General features: G+C 59.7%; 13 protein-coding genes. 8 read left to right on the forward strand and 5 right to left on the reverse strand.

All coding sequences use genetic code 11. The features are described from left to right. Positions 1–160 precede the first annotated feature (160 nt). The 4 genes from ACA047_RS23660 to nosR form a co-directional block, all read right to left on the reverse strand. On the reverse strand, positions 161–658 hold the full coding sequence (locus ACA047_RS23660; RefSeq protein WP_497353495.1) for a GNAT family N-acetyltransferase: 498 nt from the start codon (positions 656–658) through the stop codon (positions 161–163). Continuing rightward, a complete protein-coding gene (locus tag ACA047_RS23665) occupies positions 655–1,293 on the reverse strand; it encodes a LysE family translocator (RefSeq protein WP_497353497.1) in 639 nt (212 codons plus the stop codon). The genes ACA047_RS23660 and ACA047_RS23665 overlap by 4 nt, the downstream gene beginning before the upstream one ends. 24 nt (positions 1,294–1,317) lie before the next feature. After that, positions 1,318–1,740: an NUDIX hydrolase gene (locus tag ACA047_RS23670; RefSeq protein WP_497353499.1), complete on the reverse strand. Its 423-nt coding sequence runs from the start codon at positions 1,738–1,740 to the stop codon at positions 1,318–1,320. A 214-nt stretch (positions 1,741–1,954) separates the two neighbouring features. After that, positions 1,955–3,319: a response regulator c-di-GMP phosphodiesterase, NosR family gene (gene nosR / locus ACA047_RS23675; RefSeq protein WP_497353501.1), complete on the reverse strand. Its 1,365-nt coding sequence runs from the start codon at positions 3,317–3,319 to the stop codon at positions 1,955–1,957. Between the two features lie 229 nt (positions 3,320–3,548). On the opposite strand from nosR, the gene ACA047_RS23680 reads away from it, so the two are divergent. From ACA047_RS23680 to ACA047_RS23715, 8 genes are all read left to right on the forward strand, one after another. Next, positions 3,549–5,840 carry a GGDEF/EAL domain-containing response regulator gene (locus ACA047_RS23680; RefSeq protein ID WP_497353503.1) on the forward strand — a complete coding sequence of 764 codons (2,292 nt, stop codon included), beginning with the start codon at positions 3,549–3,551 and terminating at the stop codon, positions 5,838–5,840. Beyond that, positions 5,837–7,711, forward strand: coding sequence for an EAL domain-containing response regulator (locus ACA047_RS23685; protein ID WP_497353505.1), 1,875 nt, complete (start codon positions 5,837–5,839; stop codon positions 7,709–7,711). The genes ACA047_RS23680 and ACA047_RS23685 overlap by 4 nt, the downstream gene beginning before the upstream one ends. Positions 7,712–7,754: 43 nt before the next feature. Next, positions 7,755–8,714 carry a cytochrome-c peroxidase gene (locus ACA047_RS23690; RefSeq protein WP_497353507.1) on the forward strand — a complete coding sequence of 320 codons (960 nt, stop codon included), beginning with the start codon at positions 7,755–7,757 and terminating at the stop codon, positions 8,712–8,714. Next, the gene (locus tag ACA047_RS23695; protein WP_497353509.1) at positions 8,711–10,513 is read left to right on the forward strand and encodes a DAHL domain-containing sensor histidine kinase; all 1,803 of its coding nucleotides are present in this window, start codon (positions 8,711–8,713) and stop codon (positions 10,511–10,513) included. The genes ACA047_RS23690 and ACA047_RS23695 overlap by 4 nt, the downstream gene beginning before the upstream one ends. Next, positions 10,510–11,916, forward strand: coding sequence for an ATP-binding protein (locus ACA047_RS23700; protein WP_497353511.1), 1,407 nt, complete (start codon positions 10,510–10,512; stop codon positions 11,914–11,916). The genes ACA047_RS23695 and ACA047_RS23700 overlap by 4 nt, the downstream gene beginning before the upstream one ends. A 264-nt stretch (positions 11,917–12,180) precedes the next feature. Then, on the forward strand, positions 12,181–13,800 hold the full coding sequence (locus tag ACA047_RS23705; RefSeq protein ID WP_497353513.1) for an FMN-binding glutamate synthase family protein: 1,620 nt from the start codon (positions 12,181–12,183) through the stop codon (positions 13,798–13,800). Positions 13,801–13,913: 113 nt separating this feature from the next. After that, a complete protein-coding gene (locus ACA047_RS23710; protein ID WP_497353515.1) occupies positions 13,914–15,554 on the forward strand; it encodes an OpgD/OpgG family glucan biosynthesis protein in 1,641 nt (546 codons plus the stop codon). 34 nt (positions 15,555–15,588) lie between these two features. Further along, a complete protein-coding gene (locus tag ACA047_RS23715; protein WP_497353517.1) occupies positions 15,589–17,856 on the forward strand; it encodes a glycoside hydrolase family 3 N-terminal domain-containing protein in 2,268 nt (755 codons plus the stop codon). Between the two features lie 107 nt (positions 17,857–17,963). Here ACA047_RS23715 and ACA047_RS23720 read toward each other — a convergent pair whose 3' ends face one another. Continuing rightward, a complete protein-coding gene (locus tag ACA047_RS23720) occupies positions 17,964–19,385 on the reverse strand; it encodes an amino acid permease (RefSeq protein ID WP_497353519.1) in 1,422 nt (473 codons plus the stop codon). Positions 19,386–19,635: the final 250 nt, after the last annotated feature.

A 19,635-nucleotide genomic window follows, 5' to 3' on the forward strand; every position in this document is an offset into this window, starting at 1 on the left:
CCCCCATCGCGAGCAGGTTCGCTCCCACACGGGATCTTTGGTGGGCATAAAATTTGGGTTCACAACAGATCGAATGTGGGAGCGAGCCTGCTCGCGATAGCGGTGAATCAGCTTGCATTGATGTTGGATGTGCAAGTTCCACAGGGAGTCTGCGGTGGTTTTAGAGCTCTCGCCACATGTGGATTTTGTCGAGGTAGTCCTCGCCCACGCGTATCGCCAGCGGCTCGAGGCCGTATTGCACGAAACCGCAGCGCTGGTAGAGCTTCAGGGCCGGGTCGTTGCCGGCGGTGACGGTCAGTTGCACCAGGCGTAAAAAGGCATGGCGACGGGCTTCGTCGAGGGCGGCCTGGACCAATTGGTAACCCAGCCCGCCGTGGCGATGGGCATCGGCGACGTACATGCCGAACAGTGTCACCTTGTGCCGGGCTTTCTCCCGGGGCTCCAGGGACAGCCCGACAATACCGACCAGTTCATCCTCCACAAACGCCCCCAGCAGCACATCAAGCTTGCTGGTCAGGCGTGACTCCCACCAGTTGATGGGCATCGCTGCCCGCTCACCGACGCTGGAGGTGAACGCCTGCGGGTGCAGCGCATACGCCTGGAGCATCAATTGGCGATACGCCTGGGCATCGCCCGCTCTCAGCCGTCGAATGCTCACGCTGTACGCCGTTGCTCAAGCATCAGGCGCAGCGCCAGGGCGCCGAGCACAAAGCCCATGAAATAACGCTGGGCCGCGAGCCAAGTGGGGTTGTGGACGAACCACGAGGCAATGCCCCCGGCGAACAAGGCAATCAGCAGGTTGACGCTGAAACTGACGCTGATCTGGGTCAGCCCCAGGATGATACTTTGGGTGAACAGCGAGCCGTGTTCCGGGCTGATGAACTGCGGGAACACCGAGAGGTAAAACACCGCGATCTTCGGATTCAGTGCGCTGGTGAGAAACCCCATGGTGATCAATTTGCGCGTCGAGTCCGCCGGCAACTGCTGGGCCTGGAACGGCGAACGCGCGCCGGGCTTCACCGCTTGCCAGGCCAGCCACAGCAGGTACAACGCACCGGCCCATTTCAGTATTTCATAGGCCATGGGCACCGCCAGGAACACCGCCGTCAGCCCCGCTGCTGCCGCGAACATATGCACGAAAAAGCCCGCCACTACCCCCAGCAAGGAAATGACACCGGCCTTGCGGCCCTGGCAGATCGAGCGGGATATCAGGTAGATCATGTTCGGACCGGGCGTGAGCACCATGAGCAACGCGGCGGCGGCGAATATCAGTAGGTCCGGCAATGGAATCATGAGCATCAATCCTTGAGTCTTGGGTCAGCACGTTACGGGCTGTGAGGCTCGATAAAACGGCAGAATCACCTCGCCTGTCAACGGCGCCAGCAACAGATCGCTGTCGCCGGCCGGGTCGATCCAGCAAACCTCTTCAATCTCGGCGGCGGGAGACACCGGGGCATCGATTGTCAGCAAAAACACTTCAGCCTGTACGACATAACCCGGCTCGTTGGCGGCCGGAGCGCTGAACGGGCCCAGGTAACGGGCCTGGGTCGGATCGATCTTCAGCCCAAGCTCTTCTTCCAGCTCACGGGCCAGGGCCTGGACCGGTTGTTCATGGGCTTCGATCTTGCCACCGGGCTGCATGAAGGCCTGGGTGCCACGTTTGCGCACCAGCAGGGTCCGGCCATCCGGCCCGATCAACAGGGCGGCGGCGATTCGAATGAGCAAGGGGCAAGTGGTCATAGGTACAACGCCTTGAGCAAGAAATGCCAGGGAGATTACAGACCGCAGCGGCGGGAGCAAAGCATGGCCCAAGTATCAGGATCAACACACATATCAATGTGGGAGCGAGCCTGCTCGCGATAGCGGTGTATCAGTTAGAAATAAATCAACCGACACTCCGCTATCGCGAACAAGCCCGCTCCCACAATTGAATTGCATCGCAGTTGGAGCGGCCTCAGCCCAAAATCGGCTTGGGCACCGCCGGGTCTGCCTCCTCGGGAATTTTGACGAACACGCTGTACCGGGCCCCTTCCATCGCTTCGAAAGCGATGAGTTTTTCCACCAGCGGGCCGCTCAGGATCTTGCCGGCGTTCAGCAGGAGCATGCCGTTATCGGCGTTGAGGTTGCGCGCCAGGATCATGCCAGCCGCCAGGTCCCGGGTAGTCATGACCTGCACCGACGGGTCGGACAGGGTCACATCGTCCAGGTATTCGCCACAGGCCTTGATGAAGTCCTCGATCATGTCCGGGTCGTACAGCTTGCCGGCGTATTTGCGGATGTAGACCAGCGCTTCGTCGCTGTTCATCTGCCGCTCGAGAATCAACCCGCGCTGCAGTTCGATGAAGTCCACCGCCAGTTTCAACAGCCGCGAACCGAACGGAATGGCTTCACCGCGCAGATGCTCGGGGAAACCGCTACCGTCCCAGCGCTCCTGGTGATGGCGGATGATCCGGGCCGCGTCCTTCATCGGATCCAGGGTCATCAGCAGCGATTCGCTCTGCTTCGGATAGGCGCGGTACAGCTCCAGTTCGGTGTGGTGCAGCATGTCGGCGGGCGTGACCATCATATTGTCGGTCCAGCTCAGCTTGCCGATGTTGTAGAGCGCCGCGGCCATGGTCAGGTCGCGGTCGGTGGACTCGTCCAGGAAGTGCAGCCGGCTGTAGACACGGATCAGCTCGATGATCTGCCGGTTGGTCTGCTTGGTCTTGGGCAGGCGCAGGTTGGCGATCAACGAAAACACTTCGGTGCTGGTTACATAACTGCGCTTGAGCTCGTCATAGGCCAGGTCGAGCATGTCGGCGGTCTGCTGCAACTCAGAGGTGCGCGACGCCACGCGTTTTTCCAGGGTGGCGTTGAGGGTCTTGAGTTGCTGGTTCTGCTCGCGGTTCAGCGCTTCGAGGCGCTGTCGCTCGCTTTCGGAATGCTGGTGGGCCAGCGCCTGGCGCAGGGCCTGCACCAGTTCGTCGTCGTTCCAGGGCTTGCTGAGGTAGCGGTAGAGCTGCCCCTCGTTGATGGCCTTGGTCATCATGTCCACGTCGGCGTAACCGGTGAGCAGGATGCGCAAGGTCGATGGATACAGTTTGCGAATCTGCGACAACAGCGTGGCGCCATCCATGTTGGGCATGCGCGCGTCGGTCATTACCAGATCGACCGGCCGCTCCTTGAGGATTTCCAGGGCCCTGGCACCGCTGTCGGCCAGCAGGATTTCATACGGTTGGCTGCGCAATAACCGGCGCAGACTATTGAGAATCGACTCTTCGTCGTCGACCAACAGCACCGTCGGCTTAATTACCGGAACGTCCGGCGATTGATCTTCCATTGCGGCCCCCTCCTATTAACGTCAACTGTTCTACGCTACCCCCAAAATTCAGGCTAGTAGATTGCGTAGATTTAGACACAATTTGCCCTCACCGGCCGAGCGCATCCCGATGAGACGACTATGCTGTACCTCATGAAGGGCCAAGTACAGGCCAGAATACTCATGCCAATAGAAAGGGATATCAGATGTTCCCACGGTTCTATAGTCCGCATCACAACGGTGCACGGCCATGAGCCTGCCGATGGAGAGAACCAATCGGCGGATCCTGATCGTCGACGACACCCCGACCATTCACGAGGATTTTCGAAAAATCCTCAGCCCCCAGGCGCTTCCCGAGGATAGCCTGAGCAGCGCCGAAGAGGCCCTGTTCGGCGCGCCGGTGGCGGTTTCCATCCAGAGCTTCGTGCTCGATTCGGCCTTCCAGGGCATGGAAGCCCTGAATAAAGTGGAGTCGGCGCTGGCCCAGGGGCAGCCCTTCGCCATGGCCTTCATTGACATGCGCATGCCCCCAGGCTGGGACGGCCTTGAGACCATCGAACGCCTGTGGCGCGTCGATCCCAAGCTGCAAGTGGCCCTGTGCACTGCTTACTCGGATTATTCCTGGGAAGACATCTCCGATCGCCTCGACCTGGGCGACCGGTTGCTCATCCTGAAAAAACCCTTCGACGCCATCGAAATCCGCCAGATGGCCAGTGCCTTGACCGTCAAATGGCAGATGACCGAAGACGCGGCGCTGAAAATGGACATGCTCGAGCAGGCGGTGGAGGAGCGTACCCGGGAACTGGCCGACGCCAACATCATCGTGCAAAACAGCCCGACCATCCTGTATCGCCTGCGAGGCGAACCGCCGTTTCCCTTGATGTACATGTCCCACAACATCACCAAGTTCGGTCATGTCGCGGCACAATTGGTCAGTTCAACGGACTGGGCAAAAACCCTGATCCACCCGGACGACCAGAGCAAAATCGACGACGCCATGGTGCGCGTCCTGGACCGCGACACGGCCGGGGCTTCCATCGAATTTCGCATGCGCACCGGCGACGGCACGTTCCGCTGGGTCGAGAATCGCTACATTCCGGTGCGCAACGAGCAGGGCCTGTTGCTGGAAGTGGAAGGGATCATCCTCGATATCACCGAACGCAAACTGGCCGAAGAGAAAATCGCCCTGCTGGCCCGCACCGACGGCCTGACCGGGCTGGCCAACCGCGCCACCATGATCGAACGCCTGCATCAGGCCTTCGCCGCGGCTCGCCGGGGGGCGACGCCGTTTGCGATGTTTTACCTGGACCTGGACCACTTCAAACGAATCAACGACACCCTGGGCCATCCCATCGGTGACCTGCTGCTGCAGGAAGTCGCCGCGCGCATCAAGGGCTGTACTCGGGAAAACGACGTGGTGGCGCGCCTGGGCGGCGACGAGTTTGCCATCCTGCAGCTGGACGTCCATGAGGTGACCCACTGCGCCACGCTGGCGGCGAAGATCCGCGACGCCCTGGTGGTGCCCTACTCCCTGGACGGCAACGACGTGCGGATCTCCGTGAGCATCGGCATCGCCCTCTACACTCCTCAGAGCCTGAGTGCCGACAGCCTGATGGCGCAGTCCGACATGGCCCTGTACCGGTCCAAGGAAAAGGGCCGTAACCAGTACCATTTCCATAACGAAGAAATTAACCAGGAAGTGACGGACCGGGTCGAACTGGCCAGCGACCTGCGCCAGGCCATTGAGAACAACGAGCTGCAATTGCATTACCTGCCGGAGGTCGATCTGAGCACCGGCAAAATTCTCGGCATGGGCGTGCAGGTGCGCTGGAAGCACCCTCAACGTGGCTGGCTGGAACCGTCGGCGTTCATGCCGACCGCCGAAAAGACCGGGATCATCGTTGGTCTCGGGCATTGGGTGCTGGACCAGGCCTGCCAACAGATGCGCCAGTGGCGCGACCAGGACATGGCGCCCCCGGTGATCGCCATCGACCTGTCCCTGACCCAGCTCAAGACCGGTCCGGAGCTGATCTACGACGTGCTGCGCACGACCGCGCGCTGGGAACTGGCCCCCTGGGACCTGCGCTTCGACGTCACCGAAGCCACCCTGGCCCAGACCAAGTGGACCCACAACGACGTGCTGCCGCGCCTGTGCGAACTGGGCGTGCAGATCGCCATCGATGATTTCGGCACGGAGTACTCTTCGTTCGATTACCTCAAGACCTACCGGGTCAACCACCTAAAACTCGCCCAGCGGTTTCTCGACAGTGCCAACGACGACCCCGAGAACGCCACGACCCTGCGGGCGATCATCAACTTCGCCCGGGATGTGGGCATCGGGATCATTGCCGAAGGCGTCGAGACTCAGGAACAACGCACCACGCTGATGACCAGCGGCGGGCCGATGCAGGCTCAGGGGCATTACTTCAGCACCGTGGTCGACAGCGGCCAGGCGGCCGAACTGCTCAAGGCCGGCACCATCGTTCCCGTGACGGACCACTGGACCCGGCCTGCGAGCCAGCTATCGGAGAGCAACCCATGAACCCTTTGGCGGTACCCGCGAACAGACGAATTCTGGTGGTGGATGACACGCCGGCGATCCATCAGGACTTTCGCAAAATCCTCAGCCCCAGCGTCGGTAACGATGATTCTCTGGACGACACCGAGAGCCTGCTGTTCGGTACGCCGCAGGTCAACCGGCTGCAATTTCAGATCGATTCGGCCTATCAGGGTGAAGAGGCGCTGGAATTGGTCAAGCGTGCCCAGGCCGAGGGCCAGCCCTACGCCCTGGTGTTCGCCGACATGCGCATGCCGCCGGGCTGGGACGGCCTGCAAACCATCGAGCGCCTGTGGGAAGCCGACCCGCGGCTGCAAATCGCCTTGTGCACGGCGTACTCGGATTACTCCTGGGAAACCATGTCCGAACGTATCGAGTTCGACGACCAGTTGCTGATCCTCAAAAAGCCGTTCGACACTCTGGAAATCCGCCAGATGGCCAGTGCCATGACCTGGAAATGGCAACTGGCCCAGGATGCGGCAAGAAAAATGCGCAGCCTGGAGCGAACGATTGAAGAGCGGGTCCAGGAATTGCTCAAAGTGTCCCACCTGCTGCAATACGACGTGCTCACCGAGCTGCCCAACAGCATGTTGCTCGGCGATCGCCTGACCCAAGCCATGGCCCAGTGCCGCCGGCATGACCGGCAACTGGCGGTGATGTTCATCGGCCTGGATCGCTTCAAGCGCATCAATAACGCGCTGGGGCATCCAGTGGGCGATGAAATGCTCAAGCGGGTGGCACGGGCGCTGACCACGGTGGTGCGTGAATCCGATTCGGTGTTTCGCTACGGTTCCGATGAATTCGTGGTGCTGCTGGGGGACGTTGTCGACGCGCAGCAGACCAAAGGCGTGGCCGAAAAACTGCTGACAACCATCAGCACTCCCCAACCCATCGACGGCCACGACCTGACCGTCACCGCAAGCCTGGGCATCAGCGTGTATCCGAACGACGGTTTCGATGCCGTGGCGCTGATCAAGAAAGCCGAGACGGCAATGCGCAACGTCAAGGAAGCCGGCCCCAACGACTACCGTTTTTTCACCGAAGACATGAACCGCCGGGCCCGCCAGCAACAGACCATCGAGTCCGGCCTGCGCCTGGCCCTGCAACGCAAGGAGTTCGTGCTGCATTACCAGCCCAAACTCGACCTGACGAGTGGCAAAGTGGTTGGTGTCGAAGCGTTGGTGCGCTGGAACCGGCCAGGCCAGGGTTTGGTTTTCCCGTCGGACTTCATCCCGGTGGCCGAGGACAGCGGACTGATCGTGCCGCTAAGCCAATGGGTGCTCCAGGAAGCGTGCCAGCAGGCCTGCCGCTGGCAAGCCCAGGGAATGCGGCCGCTCTACCTGTCGGTGAACATCTCGACCATCGACTTTCGCCAACGCGGCTTTGTCGAAGGCATCGCCCGCACCCTCAAGGAAACCGGACTCGACCCGACACAGTTAGAACTGGAGATCACCGAAAGCGTGCTGATGCAGAACGTCGACACCACCGTCGCCATCCTCAAGGCCATCAAGCAGCTGGGGATACGGCTGGCCATCGACGACTTTGGCACCGGTTACTCAAGCCTGAGCTACCTTCAGAAATTTCCGGTGGATGTGCTGAAGATCGACCAATCATTCGTCGGCGACCTGAGCATCGACAGTAACGACGCGAAACTGGTGAGTACCATCATCAGCCTGGGCAAGAGCCTGAACCTGCACATCATCGCCGAAGGTGTGGAAACCCTCGAGCAATTGGAATTCCTCAAGCTTCACCAGTGCGAGGAGGCCCAGGGGTACTACTTCAGCAAGCCAGTGGAGCCGCAAGCCTTCGCCGCATGGATGGTCGAATGGGAAACACGCCAGAACCCGTTTTTGTGAACACCTGAGCTCCATAAACCAAAAGTTTCAAGGAAAGCATCCCATGGCGTCACATGGACTGATTCTGGCTCTCGGCCTGCTCGTGGGATTAAGCGTGACCGCCCGAGCCGAGCCACTGGACGAACCGCTCAAACCCCTACCTCCCGTTCCAACCCTGGACCCCAAGCGCGTCCAGTTGGGGCAGCGGCTGTTCAATGATCCACGGCTGTCAGTCAACAACACCTTGTCCTGCGCCAGTTGCCATCGCCTGGATAAGGGCGGTGCCGACGACAAACGGCTTTCCCTGGGCTTCGACGGCAAACCGGTGGAGCTCAATACGCCCACTGTGTTCAACGCCAGCCTGAACTTCCACCAGTTCTGGGACGGGCGCGTCGACACCTTGGAAGAACAGGTGCACATCGTCGTGACCAGCCCCACGGAAATGGGCAACACCTGGGAAGCGGTGGTCAAACGCATCGCCGATGACCCGGGCTATGCCAAGGACTTTGACAATGCCTACCCCGACGGGGTGACCAAGCCCAATATCCAAGGCGCCCTGGCCGATTACGAACGCACCCTGCTAACCCCCAAATCGCGCTTCGACCAGTATCTGCTGGGCAACACCGACATCCTGACGCCCCGGGAAAAATTCGGTTACGAGCGTTTCAAGGCGTACGGCTGCATTGCTTGCCACCAGGGTGTAAACATCGGCGGCAACATGTTTCAGAAGTTCGGCATCATGGGCGACTACATCAAGGACCGGGGCAACCCCACCCAGGCCGACGAAGGGCGCTTCAACATCACCGGCGATGAAGCAGACCGTCAGGTTTTCAAGGTACCCAGCCTGCGCAACGTTGCCGTCACGGCCCCCTACTTTCATGCCGGTTCTGCGCCGACGCTGGAACGCGCGGTGGAGGTGATGTTCAAGTACCAGTTGGGCCGTGAGCCCGTGAAGAACGATACGGAACTGATCGTCGAATTTCTCAAGACCTTGACCGGCGAATGGGAGGGCAAGCCCCTATGACAACCCTCCGTCGCCTTGGCCTGGTGTTCATCGGCGTGTTGCTGGCTTCGATCCTGTTGTTCATGTACATCAAATCGGGTGCGCAGCAGGCCGCCTCGTATATTGAATCCCGGGACCTGATCCGCCTGCTCAAACAGCAGGACGCCATCTGGGACAACGAAGTACTCAAAGCCCGGATCGCCCTGAGCCACAATTACGATCCCCTGGTCTCGCCCCTGCACGAGATGACAATCCTCTGGGAGCGCCTCGACGTCATTGAATCGGTTCCGGGACGCCACGCACGTTCACTCTGGGAGAGCGAACGCGACGAATACCTGAAGGCGATCAAGGAAAAAACCCGTTTGGTGGAACAGTTCAAATCCCACAATGCGTTGCTGCGCAACTCCATGGCCTTCCTGCCCACCGCCGAGGACGACATCCAGAGTCAGTTTGCCCAGCTGTCCGATACGGACAGACTGCAATTGCAGAACGTTGCCATCGACACGTACGACCTGTTGCTCAGCAGCATGGAATTCGCTCAGGTCAGCACCAGTGAAATAGCCGCCGAAGTGCTGCTGGGCTTGAACAAGCTGGACATCAACAAGGAGCGTTTGCCCGAGGGCCTTCGTAACTCCGTCGAAATCCTGCGCAAGCACATCGGGCTCATCCTGCGCGAACAACCGAAGGTCAATGAACTGTTGCTGGGCATCGCGGCGGTCCCCGTGGCCGGTCAGCTGGACACCATCACCAGCCTGCTCGACAAGGATCAGGAGAAAGCCGCCGCGAACCACCAGCGCAACCATATTCTCCTGTTGGTGTTCGCCATGTTCCTGGTGATGATCCTGATCTGGCTGGCGATCCGGCTGATGGGCAGCTTCGCCGAGATCAAGCGGGTCAACAGAGCCCTGCAAACCGCCAACGATGAACTGGAACAACGGGTCGATGAGCGCACCCGCGAGCTCAAGGACACCCAGAGCGAGTTGATGGACGCAGCCCGCCAGGCCGGTATGGCGGAAATCGCTACCAACGTATTGCACAATGTGGGCAATGTGCTCAACAGCGTGAACATCTCCGCCGACCTGATCAGCCGCAAACTGCGCAGCAGTAAGGCCCTGGGGCTGGGCAAGGCGATGCAACTGATTAACGAACACTCCCACAACCTGGGGTATTTCCTCACCGAAGACGAAAAAGGCAAGCTGCTACCCGGCTACCTCAACCAACTGGTAGAAGCGATCGCGCTCGAGCAACAAGGCCTTACCGACGAACTGGCTCAATTGAGCAAGAGCGTGGACCACATCAAGGACATCGTCTCCACCCAGCAATCCTACGCCGGCGCCAACAGCCTGATGGAACCCCTGGTGGTCAGCGAATTGCTCGAAGATGCCCTGCGCATGAACTCTGGTGCCCTAACTCGCCACCACGTGACGGTGATCAAGGAATATGGGAATGTACCGCGGATCATGGGCGACAAGCACCGCTTGCTGCTGATTCTGATCAACCTGATCAGCAACGCCAAATACGCCATGGCGGGGGTTTCCAACCATGCCCGGAACATGACCCTGCAGGCCACGGTCGTAGACAACGAAACCTTGCAGATCAGCGTCAAGGATGAAGGCGAAGGCATACCCGAGCAAAACATGACGCGCATCTTCGCCCACGGTTTTACCACTCGTAAAGAAGGCCACGGGTTCGGCCTGCACAGCTGCGCACTGGCGGCCATTGAAATGAACGGCCACCTCACCGCCCACAGTGAGGGGCCAGGCACAGGGGCGACGTTCGTATTGCAATTGCCTCTGACACTCGCGGAAGGAGAACCATGAACAGCCTGAGTAACCGCCGCATTCTATTGATCGACGATACGCCCGCCATTCATGACGATTTTCGCAAGATCCTCACCCCGCAGGATGAGAGCAATGCCGATCTGCAAGACATGGAAAGCGCGCTGTTCGGCGACGCACCGAAACCTGTCGGCACAGTGTTTGAACTTGACTCGGCCTACGGCGGCCAGGAAGGGCTGAATAAATTGCTGGAGGCGGCAGCGAAGGAGCGGCCTTATGCCTTGGCTTTCGTCGACATGCGCATGCCCGAGGGTTGGGATGGCGCCAAGACCATCGAAGAACTCTGGAAGCGCGACCCGCTGTTGCAAGTGGTGGTCTGCACCGCCTATTCGGATTATTCCTGGGATGAACTGCTGGACCGCCTGAACGGTCACGACCGGCTGCTGATCCTGAAAAAACCCTTCGACAACATCGAAGTCCAGCAGATGGCCAACACCCTGACCACCAAATGGGAAATGACCTCCCGCGCGCAGCTGAAAATGAACAAGCTCGAGGACCTGGTGGAACAACGGACCCAGGCCTTCAAACAGGCCAGCGCCCTGCTGCAAATGGAAATCGACGAACGCAAGATGCTGGAAACCCAGTTGGTGCAATCGGAAAAACTCGCCTCGCTGGGCCAGTTGGCGGCCGGGGTGGCCCACGAAATCAACAACCCGATTGGTTTCATTTCTTCCAACCTGGGGGCGTTGGGCGGCTACTTTGGCAAACTTCAGGAAATGCTCCAGGCCTACGGCAGTGCCGAGGAAGCCATCACCTCGCCGGAGCTGGTGGTGCATTTGAAGACGCTGCGCGATCAGGTGGAGCTCGACTTCCTCATTGAAGACATTCCGCTGCTGATCAAGGAATCCAAGGACGGCATCGCCCGGGTCGGGCAGATCGTCAAGGACCTCAAGGACTTCTCTCGCGTCGACTCCACCCAGGAATGGCAGTTGGCCAATTTGCAGCAAGGCATGGATTCGACGTTGAACATCGTCGCCAATGAAATCAAGTACAAGGCCGACGTGGTCAAGCAATACACCCCATTGCCGGAAGTCGAATGCCTGCCGTCGCAGATCAACCAGGTGATCATGAACCTGATCGTCAACGCCGCCCAGGCCCTCGGCCCCGAGCGCGGCACCATCACCCTGAGCAACGGCGTCGAGGGTGAAACCGTGTGGATCGAAGTCTCCGATAACGGCTCGGGCATCCCGCCAGAAACACTGCAAAAAATCTTCGACCCGTTCTTCACCACCAAGCCCGTCGGCCAGGGCACAGGGCTTGGGCTGTCGCTGTCCTACGGCATCGTGAAAAAACACAACGGCGAGATAACCGTACGCAGCGAAGTCGGCGTCGGCACCACGTTCCGCGTGCAATTGCCGGTGCGCCAGATGAAACAGGCAGGCTGAGCACAACTGTGACGAGGGGGCTGTAGAAGCTGTGGGACCTGTGGGAGCAAAGCTTGCTCGCGCAACAGGCGCCTCGGTTTCTGAAAGACCGCATCACCCCCTCGCGGGCAAGCCTTGCTCCCACAACAGCGCAGATAAATCCCCTCGCCACAGTTGCCCGCCGTTTCGCTGCCAGCGCAGAATGTCCCTCGGTACGGCCCCCACAGGGGCCGTGTCTGCCAGTACCGCGTTGCCCCACCCAACGCTCAAACCCAAGGAAACCGTATGAGCCTGTCTTTGCTGAGCCGTTACGCCTTCTTTGTAGGCTGTGTGATTTTCACCCTCGCCAGCCTGCCGTTTCTGGAATACGACTGGCTCTGGCCGATTGCGCTGGTGACTGGGCTGTTAAGTCTGCTGGGGCTGTTCGACCTGCTGCAAAGCCGCCACGCCGTGCGGCGCAACTATCCGATCCTGGGCAATATCCGCTACCTGGTCGAAGGCATCCGCCCGGAGATCCGCCAGTACCTGCTCGAATCCGACAGCGACGCCCTGCCCTTCTCCCGTGCCCAACGCTCGCTGGTGTACTCCCGGGCCAAGAACGAAAGCGCCGACAAACCATTCGGCACCTTGATCGACGTTTACCAGACCGGCTTCGAATTCATCAGTCATTCCATGCGCCCAGCCCCGTTGAACGACCCCAGTGGTTTCCGCGTAACCGTCGGTGGCCCGCAATGCACCCAGCCGTATTCAGCGTCGGTGTTCAACATCTCGGCCATGAGCTTCGGTTCCCTGAGCGCCAACGCCATCCGGGCGTTGAACCAGGGGGCGAAGCTCGGCAATTTCGCCCACGACACCGGTGAAGGCAGCATCAGCCCCTACCACCGCGAACACGGCGGCGACCTGACCTGGGAGCTGGGCAGCGGCTATTTCGGCTGCCGCACCGGCGACGGTCGCTTCGACCCGGAGCGCTTCGCCGCCCAGGCGCAGAACCCACAGGTGCGCATGATTGAAATCAAGATGAGCCAAGGCGCCAAACCTGGCCACGGCGGGATTTTGCCCAAGCACAAGGTCACCCGGGAAATCGCCGAAACCCGTGGCATTCTCATGGGCGAAGATTGTGTTTCACCGTCGCGCCACAGCGCGTTCGCAACACCCATCGAACTGATGCAGTTCGTCCAGCAACTGCGTGAATTGTCCGGCGGCAAACCAGTAGGCTTCAAATTCTGCCTGGGTCACCCATGGGAGTTCATGGGCATCGCCAAGGCCATGCTCGAAACCGGAATCCTGCCGGACTTCATCGTGGTGGACGGCAAGGAAGGCGGCACGGGCGCAGCACCGGTGGAATTCACCGACCACATCGGCGTGCCATTGCGCGAAGGCCTGCTGTTTGTGCACAACACCCTGGTGGGCCTGAACCTGCGGGACAAGATCAAGCTGGGCGCCAGCGGCAAAATCGTCAGCGCCTTCGACATCGCCAGCGTACTGGCCATCGGCGCCGACTGGGCCAACGCCGCACGGGGCTTCATGTTCGCCATCGGCTGCATCCAGTCCCAAAGCTGCCATACCAACAAATGCCCCACCGGCGTTGCCACTCAAGACACCCTGCGCCAGCGCGCCCTGGTCGTCCCGGACAAGGCTCAGCGGGTCTACAACTTCCACCGCAACACCCTCAAGGCACTGGCCGAAATGCTCGCTGCCGCCGGCCTCGACCACCCTTCGCAGTTGCAACCCAAGCACCTTGTGCGACGCATGTCCGCCACTGAAATCAAGCTGTTTTCCCAGTTGCATGTGTTCCTCAAGCCGGGTGAATTGCTGACGGGTGAGGTGAATGGCGCGTTTTATTCGCGGATGTGGCAGATGGCGCGGGCGGACAGTTTTGAGCCGCTGGATGTTGCCGCGGCTTGAGCGGCAACTGACCGGCCTGCGCCTGTGCGCACCTGTAAGATCTGACAGTAGACGGCAGTTCCCTGGCGATTGAACATCTCCCCATGGTGTTCACTCCCCACAGGAAGGTCGTCATGTTGACTCGGCGCGATCTGGTTGGCTTTACATCGCTTTGCGCGGCCCTGACCGCGTTGAAGATTCCCACGGCAGTCGTGGCCGGCGTTTCGAAGCCAGACGACGTCGATCGCTTCACCTTTGACAAGCTGATCAAGCTCGCCGAAGAGACGGCGTTGAAACCGTATGTCAGGCCCGTCTCCCCCAATGAATCCCTGCTAGCGAAAATCGATTACGAAGCTTGGATTCAGATCCGTCTCGATACCTCCCGCGCGCTCTTCGCCAACGGCCCTGGCAGGTACCCCGTCAGCTTCTTCCATTTGGGCAAATTCTTTCGCGTCCCGGTCATAATGCATGTCATTACCAAAGGCCTAGCCCAGCCAATCACCTATGACAAAACCTTATTCAACATACCCGCCGACAGTCCGGCACAAGCGCTTGCACCCGATAGCGGCTTTGCCGGTTTACGCCTTCAGGAGAGCCGGCTGGGTGATCAAAAAAAACTCGATTGGAAGCAAAACGACTGGGTGGCGTTTCTGGGGGCCTCATATTTTCGAGCCATTGGCGAACAGTACCAATACGGGATTTCGGCACGCGGCATAGCGCTCGATGTTGCCCCTCAGCCGGGCAAGGCTGAAGAGTTTCCTGACTTCATCCATTTCTGGATCGAGACACCCACCGATGATCGTCAGCCAGGCATAACGATATATGCGTTGCTCGATGGCCCCAGCATGTGTGGCGCTTATCGTTTTGTGATGAGCCGCACCAAGGGTGTGGTGATGGACATCGAGGCCGCGCTGTTTCTACGCCAAAACATTGATCGCTTCGGCATCGCCCCGCTGACCTCCATGCACTGGTTCAGCGAAACGGCCAAGCCTGCGGCTATCGACTGGCGTCCTGAAGTTCATGACTCTGACGGGCTGGCGCTATGGACGGGAACGGGGGAACGCATCTGGCGACCGCTTAACAATCCCTCGCGCACCATGGCCTCGGCGTTTTCAGACAATAACCCACGAGGTTTTGGGCTGCTTCAGCGCGACCGCTCCTTCGACCATTACCTGGACAGCGTGAATTATGAGCGCCGCCCCAGCCTATGGGTCGAGCCCTTGGGGGACTGGGGCGAGGGTAGCGTCCAGTTGGTGGAAATCCCGAGCGACGATGAAATCCATGACAACATCGTCGCCATGTGGGTGCCCAAGGAGCCCGCCGAGGCCGGTAATCCATACCGCTTTAAGTATCGGTTGCATTGGCTGGCCGATGAACCCTACCCCACCGATCTGGCACGCTGCGTGGCGACGCGCCTGGGGAACGGAGGCCGGCCGGGCCAGCCGCGTCCCAAAGGAGTGCGCAAATTCGTCGTGGAGTTCATGGGCGCGTCGTTGGAGAAACTGGCCTCAAGCGTGCGACCGGAAGCCGTGCTATGGGCCTCCAGAGGTGAGTTTTCGAATGTATCTACAGGAACTGTGCCAAATGAAAAGATGGGCCTCTGGCGCACTCAATTCGATTTGAGCGTCGAGGGAAATGAGCCTGTCGAGATGCGCCTGTATCTGCGCCTGGGGGAGCAAACACTCAGCGAAACCTGGCTTTATCAGTATCATCCCTTCAGCTCCCAGCCAGGGGCCATGACCCAGACAGCCCCGCTTCAAGTATCAGAGGCCTGATGCGGTGGACCCTGTACGCATTGTGGCTGCAGCCATGCTTGGTACGTTGATTGTCACTGTCTGGCTTCATTCAACGACCCAAGGCGATGATCGATCCGAGAAGCAACAAAAGAACGCGGCGTTTATCGAGCATCTGATCGGACAAATGACCCTTGAAGAAAAGGCCGGTCAACTGACCCAGTTGGGCATGCAAGTGCCCCCCACCGGGCCGGTCGTGGACACCAAGGGTCAGCAAACCATTGGTATCGCTGAGGCCGGTTCCCTGCTGGGTGTGCATGGCGCCGAAGTCACCCGCACATTACAACGCGAAGCCGTCCAGGGTTCACGCTTACATATTCCGCTGCTGTTTTCCTTCGATGTGATACACGGGTTCCGTACCATTTTTCCGGTACCGTTGGCCGAGGCGTCGGCCTGGGATCCGGACCTGTCACAACGAACCGCCAGGGCCGCCGCCGTCGAAGCGACTGCCAGCGGCTTGCATTGGACTTACGCACCGATGGTCGATATTGCGCGGGACCCGCGTTGGGGTCGGGTGGTCGAGGGGGCCGGCGAAGACCCTTTCCTGGGCGCGGCCCTGGCGGCCTCACGCGTGCGCGGTTTTCGCGGCAACGGCGCCCCCGACACTTCGACAATCCTGTCTACCGCAAAACATTTCGTTGCTTACGGCGCGGCCGAAGGGGGCCGTGACTACAACATTTCCGAGATGTCCGAGCGAACACTGGAGGAGGTCTACCTCCCACCGTTTCGTGCCGCCGTACAGGCCGGAGTCGACACGATCATGCCCGGGTTCAATGAAATAGACAGCACGCCGATGCACGCCAATCGAAGGTTACTCAAGGATAAGTTGCGCGACGAGTGGGGCTTCAAAGGCATGGTTATCAGCGATTACAGCGGCATCCAGGAACTGATGCAGCATGGCGTCGCCGCGACATCGCGCGACGCCGCCCGATTGGCATTCAACGCCACAGTTGATATCGACATGGTCAGTGGGGATTACGCCGCAGAGTTACCCACATTGGTGCGCAGCGGCCAACTCCCGCAATCCCTTCTCGATGATGCGGTGCGACGGGTACTCCAGACCAAGCAACGGCTGGGTCTGTTCGAAGATCCTTACCGCTATAGCGATCCGACCCGCGAGAAGGCACTGATGCTGTTGCCGCATACACGTACGCTGGCGCGAGAGGCAGCACAAAAGTCCATCGTGCTGTTAAAAAATGACGGCGCATTGCTACCGCTCCCCAAAAATCTCCGCAAGCTCGTCGTGGTCGGAGCCTTGGCGAACGACGCCCCATCCACCTTGGGCTCCTGGCCCGCAGATGGCCGTGCCGACGAGGCGATAACCGTGCTGGAGGGGATAAAGCGCGCCGTATCGTCCGCAACGGACATTGTTTACATCCCCGCAGCTTCTCCCGAAAGCACCGACACCTCTGGTATTGACGAGGCTCAGCACGCAGTCAGCGATGCCAATGCGGTGGTTACGGTGCTCGGCGAAACGGCCGACATGAGTGGCGAAGCGCGTAGCCGCGCCTCTCTTGGTTTGCCGGGGGCGCAGAACGCACTTTTGACCCAACTGATCAAAACCGGAAAACCCGTGGTGGTCATTCTCATGAACGGCCGCCCGCTGGCCATACCTGTGGTGGACAAAGAGGTGCCCGCTATCCTCGAAACCTGGTTTCTGGGATCGGAAATGGGCCATGCGGTCGCCGATGTGCTGTTTGGTGATGTAAACCCCAGTGGCAAGCTGCCCATCACCTTTGCACGCTCGGTGGGGCAAGTGCCCATTTACTATGCGTATAAGAACACCGGGCGACCACCGAGCAAAACAGATGGCTTCACGTCCAAATACCTGGACGAAGATTGGACGCCGCTCTATCCGTTCGGCCATGGCCTGAGTTACACCACATTCACTTATGGAGCGCCGAGACTCAATAAACGGCGGCTTAACTTTGATGAGACATTAACCGTGCAAGTGGAGGTTCGTAACAGTGGCCAACGCGCCGGCGAAGAAACCGTCCAGTTGTATTTGCGCCAGAATGTCGCGAGCATCACACGCCCCGTACGGACGCTGCGTGGTTTCTCCAAGGTCCAACTTGCTCCGGGTGAAACAAGGACAGTTGAATTTTTGCTTGGTCAGGATGATTTCGGGCTTCAGGGCGATAACCTTCTGAGGTTTGTCGAGAAGGGGACTTTCCAAGTGTTTGTTGGAGGCAGCTCCACCACTGATAATCGGGCGGACTTCGAAGTCATGACAAGTGGACAACTGACGGGCCTCCAGCCGGCCACCCACAATCGGGGCCGATGACCGCAGTGCGGTAAAACAACCGTACCTGGCGGAAAAAAATGACGATCAAAGAGTCGAAAAAAGCCCCGTTCTTCCGACCGGGGCTTTGCTTTTATACCGTCGCTGACTTACGAAGCAGACTCCACCGAACCCTGCACATCACCGGTCGGTTGCAACTTGAAGGTATAAAACAGCACCGTCAGCAGCACCAGGAACGCCGGGCCTACGTACAAGGCCACGCGGGTGTCCGGGAAATAAGCCATCAGGCCCACCACCAACACCAGGAAGGCCAGCGCCAGGTACGAACTGACCGGGTACAGCCACATGCGGTATGTCAGGGCCGCACGCTGCGAAGCGCTCAGGCTTTTACGGAATTTGAGCTGGGCCAGTAGGATCATTACCCAGGTCCAGATCGCGCCGAAGGTGGCGATGGAGGTGACCCAGACAAAGACTTTCTCCGGCACCAGGTAATTGAGCAACACGCCCAGCAGCAGCGCGGCGATGGACAGCAACAACGCGCGGCGCGGCACGCCGTTGGCCGAGGTCTTGGCAAAACCGGCCGGGGCCTGGCCGTTCTGCGCCAGGCTGTAGAGCATCCGCCCGGTGCTGAAGATACCGCCGTTACAGGACGACAGCGCCGCGGTGATCACCACAAAGTTGATGATACCGGCGGCGGTCTTGATGCCCAGGCGCTCGAAGGTCATCACGAACGGGCTGCCCTGGGTGCCGATCTCGTTCCACGGGTAGATCGACAGAATCACGAACAACGCACCGACGTAGAACAGCAGGATCCGCCAGAACACCGAGCCGATGGCGTTGGGGATGGTTTTGCGCGGGTTCTTCGCCTCACCGGCGGTCAGGCCGATCATCTCCACGCCCAGGTAAGCAAACATCACCATTTGCAGGGACATCAACACACCTTGCACGCCGTTGGGCATGAAGCCGCCGTGGGTCCAGAGGTTGGAAATGCCCAAGGCCACGCCGTCGTTGCCGAACCCGAAGGCAATGATGCCAACACCGCCGATGACCATGGCGATGATGGTCACGATCTTGATCAGGGCGAACCAGAATTCGAATTCACCGAAGGCCTTGACCGCGATCAGGTTGATCGAGCCCATGCTGATCAGGGCCGCCAGGGCCCAGATCCAACGGGGTACGTCGGGGAACCAAATGCCCATGTACACCGCCACCGCGGTGATCTCCGCCACGCACGTCACCAGCCACAGGAACCAGTAGTTCCAGCCGGTCAGGAAACCTGCCAGCGGGCCGAGGTAGTCCTGGGCATAACGACTGAATGAACCGGCCACCGGGTTATGCACCGCCATCTCACCGAGGGCGCGCATGATCACCAGAATCGCCAGGCCGCCAATGATGTAGGACAGCATGATCGCCGGGCCGGCCATTTCAATGGCCTTGGCCGAGCCGAGAAACAGCCCGACGCCGATGCAGGCGCCGAGCGCCATCAGGCGGATGTGCCGCTCACCGAGCTCACGTTTGAGCGGACCACCCTGAGCGGTCTCGCCATGGGGCAGATGATTGCCGACAGGCATAGGGATACAACCTCGTCTTGTTATTGGATTAACCGCCGAGTTTCCAACGCCACAGGCCGATAAGCCTGTCGCCTTGCCGAAACCGGGCCTGCCTTGTTGGCAGACCGTCCTGTAGGACAAGTCCTAAAGATCAGCGGGCCGTGCAGTATAAAAAGCCAGGGATAGAGAGACTCACTGTAAAACCAGGTAAATTCAGGGATAAGCCTCAGATAAAGCGCTGTTTATGGGATGTTTTGTCTAGAATTACAGA

The sequence above is a fragment of the Pseudomonas sp. LBUM1664 genome (assembly GCF_059695895.1).

Coding starts and splice junctions, on each gene's coding strand:
- ACA047_RS23665 (WP_497353497.1), bottom strand. CDS start 1,293: ATGATTCCATTGCCGGACCTACTGATATTCGCCGCCGCCGCGTTGCTC.
- ACA047_RS23670 (WP_497353499.1), bottom strand. CDS start 1,740: ATGACCACTTGCCCCTTGCTCATTCGAATCGCCGCCGCCCTGTTGATC.
- nosR (WP_497353501.1), bottom strand. CDS start 3,319: ATGGAAGATCAATCGCCGGACGTTCCGGTAATTAAGCCGACGGTGCTG.
- ACA047_RS23680 (WP_497353503.1), top strand. CDS start 3,549: ATGAGCCTGCCGATGGAGAGAACCAATCGGCGGATCCTGATCGTCGAC.
- ACA047_RS23685 (WP_497353505.1), top strand. CDS start 5,837: ATGAACCCTTTGGCGGTACCCGCGAACAGACGAATTCTGGTGGTGGAT.
- ACA047_RS23690 (WP_497353507.1), top strand. CDS start 7,755: ATGGCGTCACATGGACTGATTCTGGCTCTCGGCCTGCTCGTGGGATTA.
- ACA047_RS23695 (WP_497353509.1), top strand. CDS start 8,711: ATGACAACCCTCCGTCGCCTTGGCCTGGTGTTCATCGGCGTGTTGCTG.
- ACA047_RS23700 (WP_497353511.1), top strand. CDS start 10,510: ATGAACAGCCTGAGTAACCGCCGCATTCTATTGATCGACGATACGCCC.
- ACA047_RS23705 (WP_497353513.1), top strand. CDS start 12,181: ATGAGCCTGTCTTTGCTGAGCCGTTACGCCTTCTTTGTAGGCTGTGTG.
- ACA047_RS23710 (WP_497353515.1), top strand. CDS start 13,914: ATGTTGACTCGGCGCGATCTGGTTGGCTTTACATCGCTTTGCGCGGCC.
- ACA047_RS23715 (WP_497353517.1), top strand. CDS start 15,589: ATGCTTGGTACGTTGATTGTCACTGTCTGGCTTCATTCAACGACCCAA.
- ACA047_RS23720 (WP_497353519.1), bottom strand. CDS start 19,385: ATGCCTGTCGGCAATCATCTGCCCCATGGCGAGACCGCTCAGGGTGGT.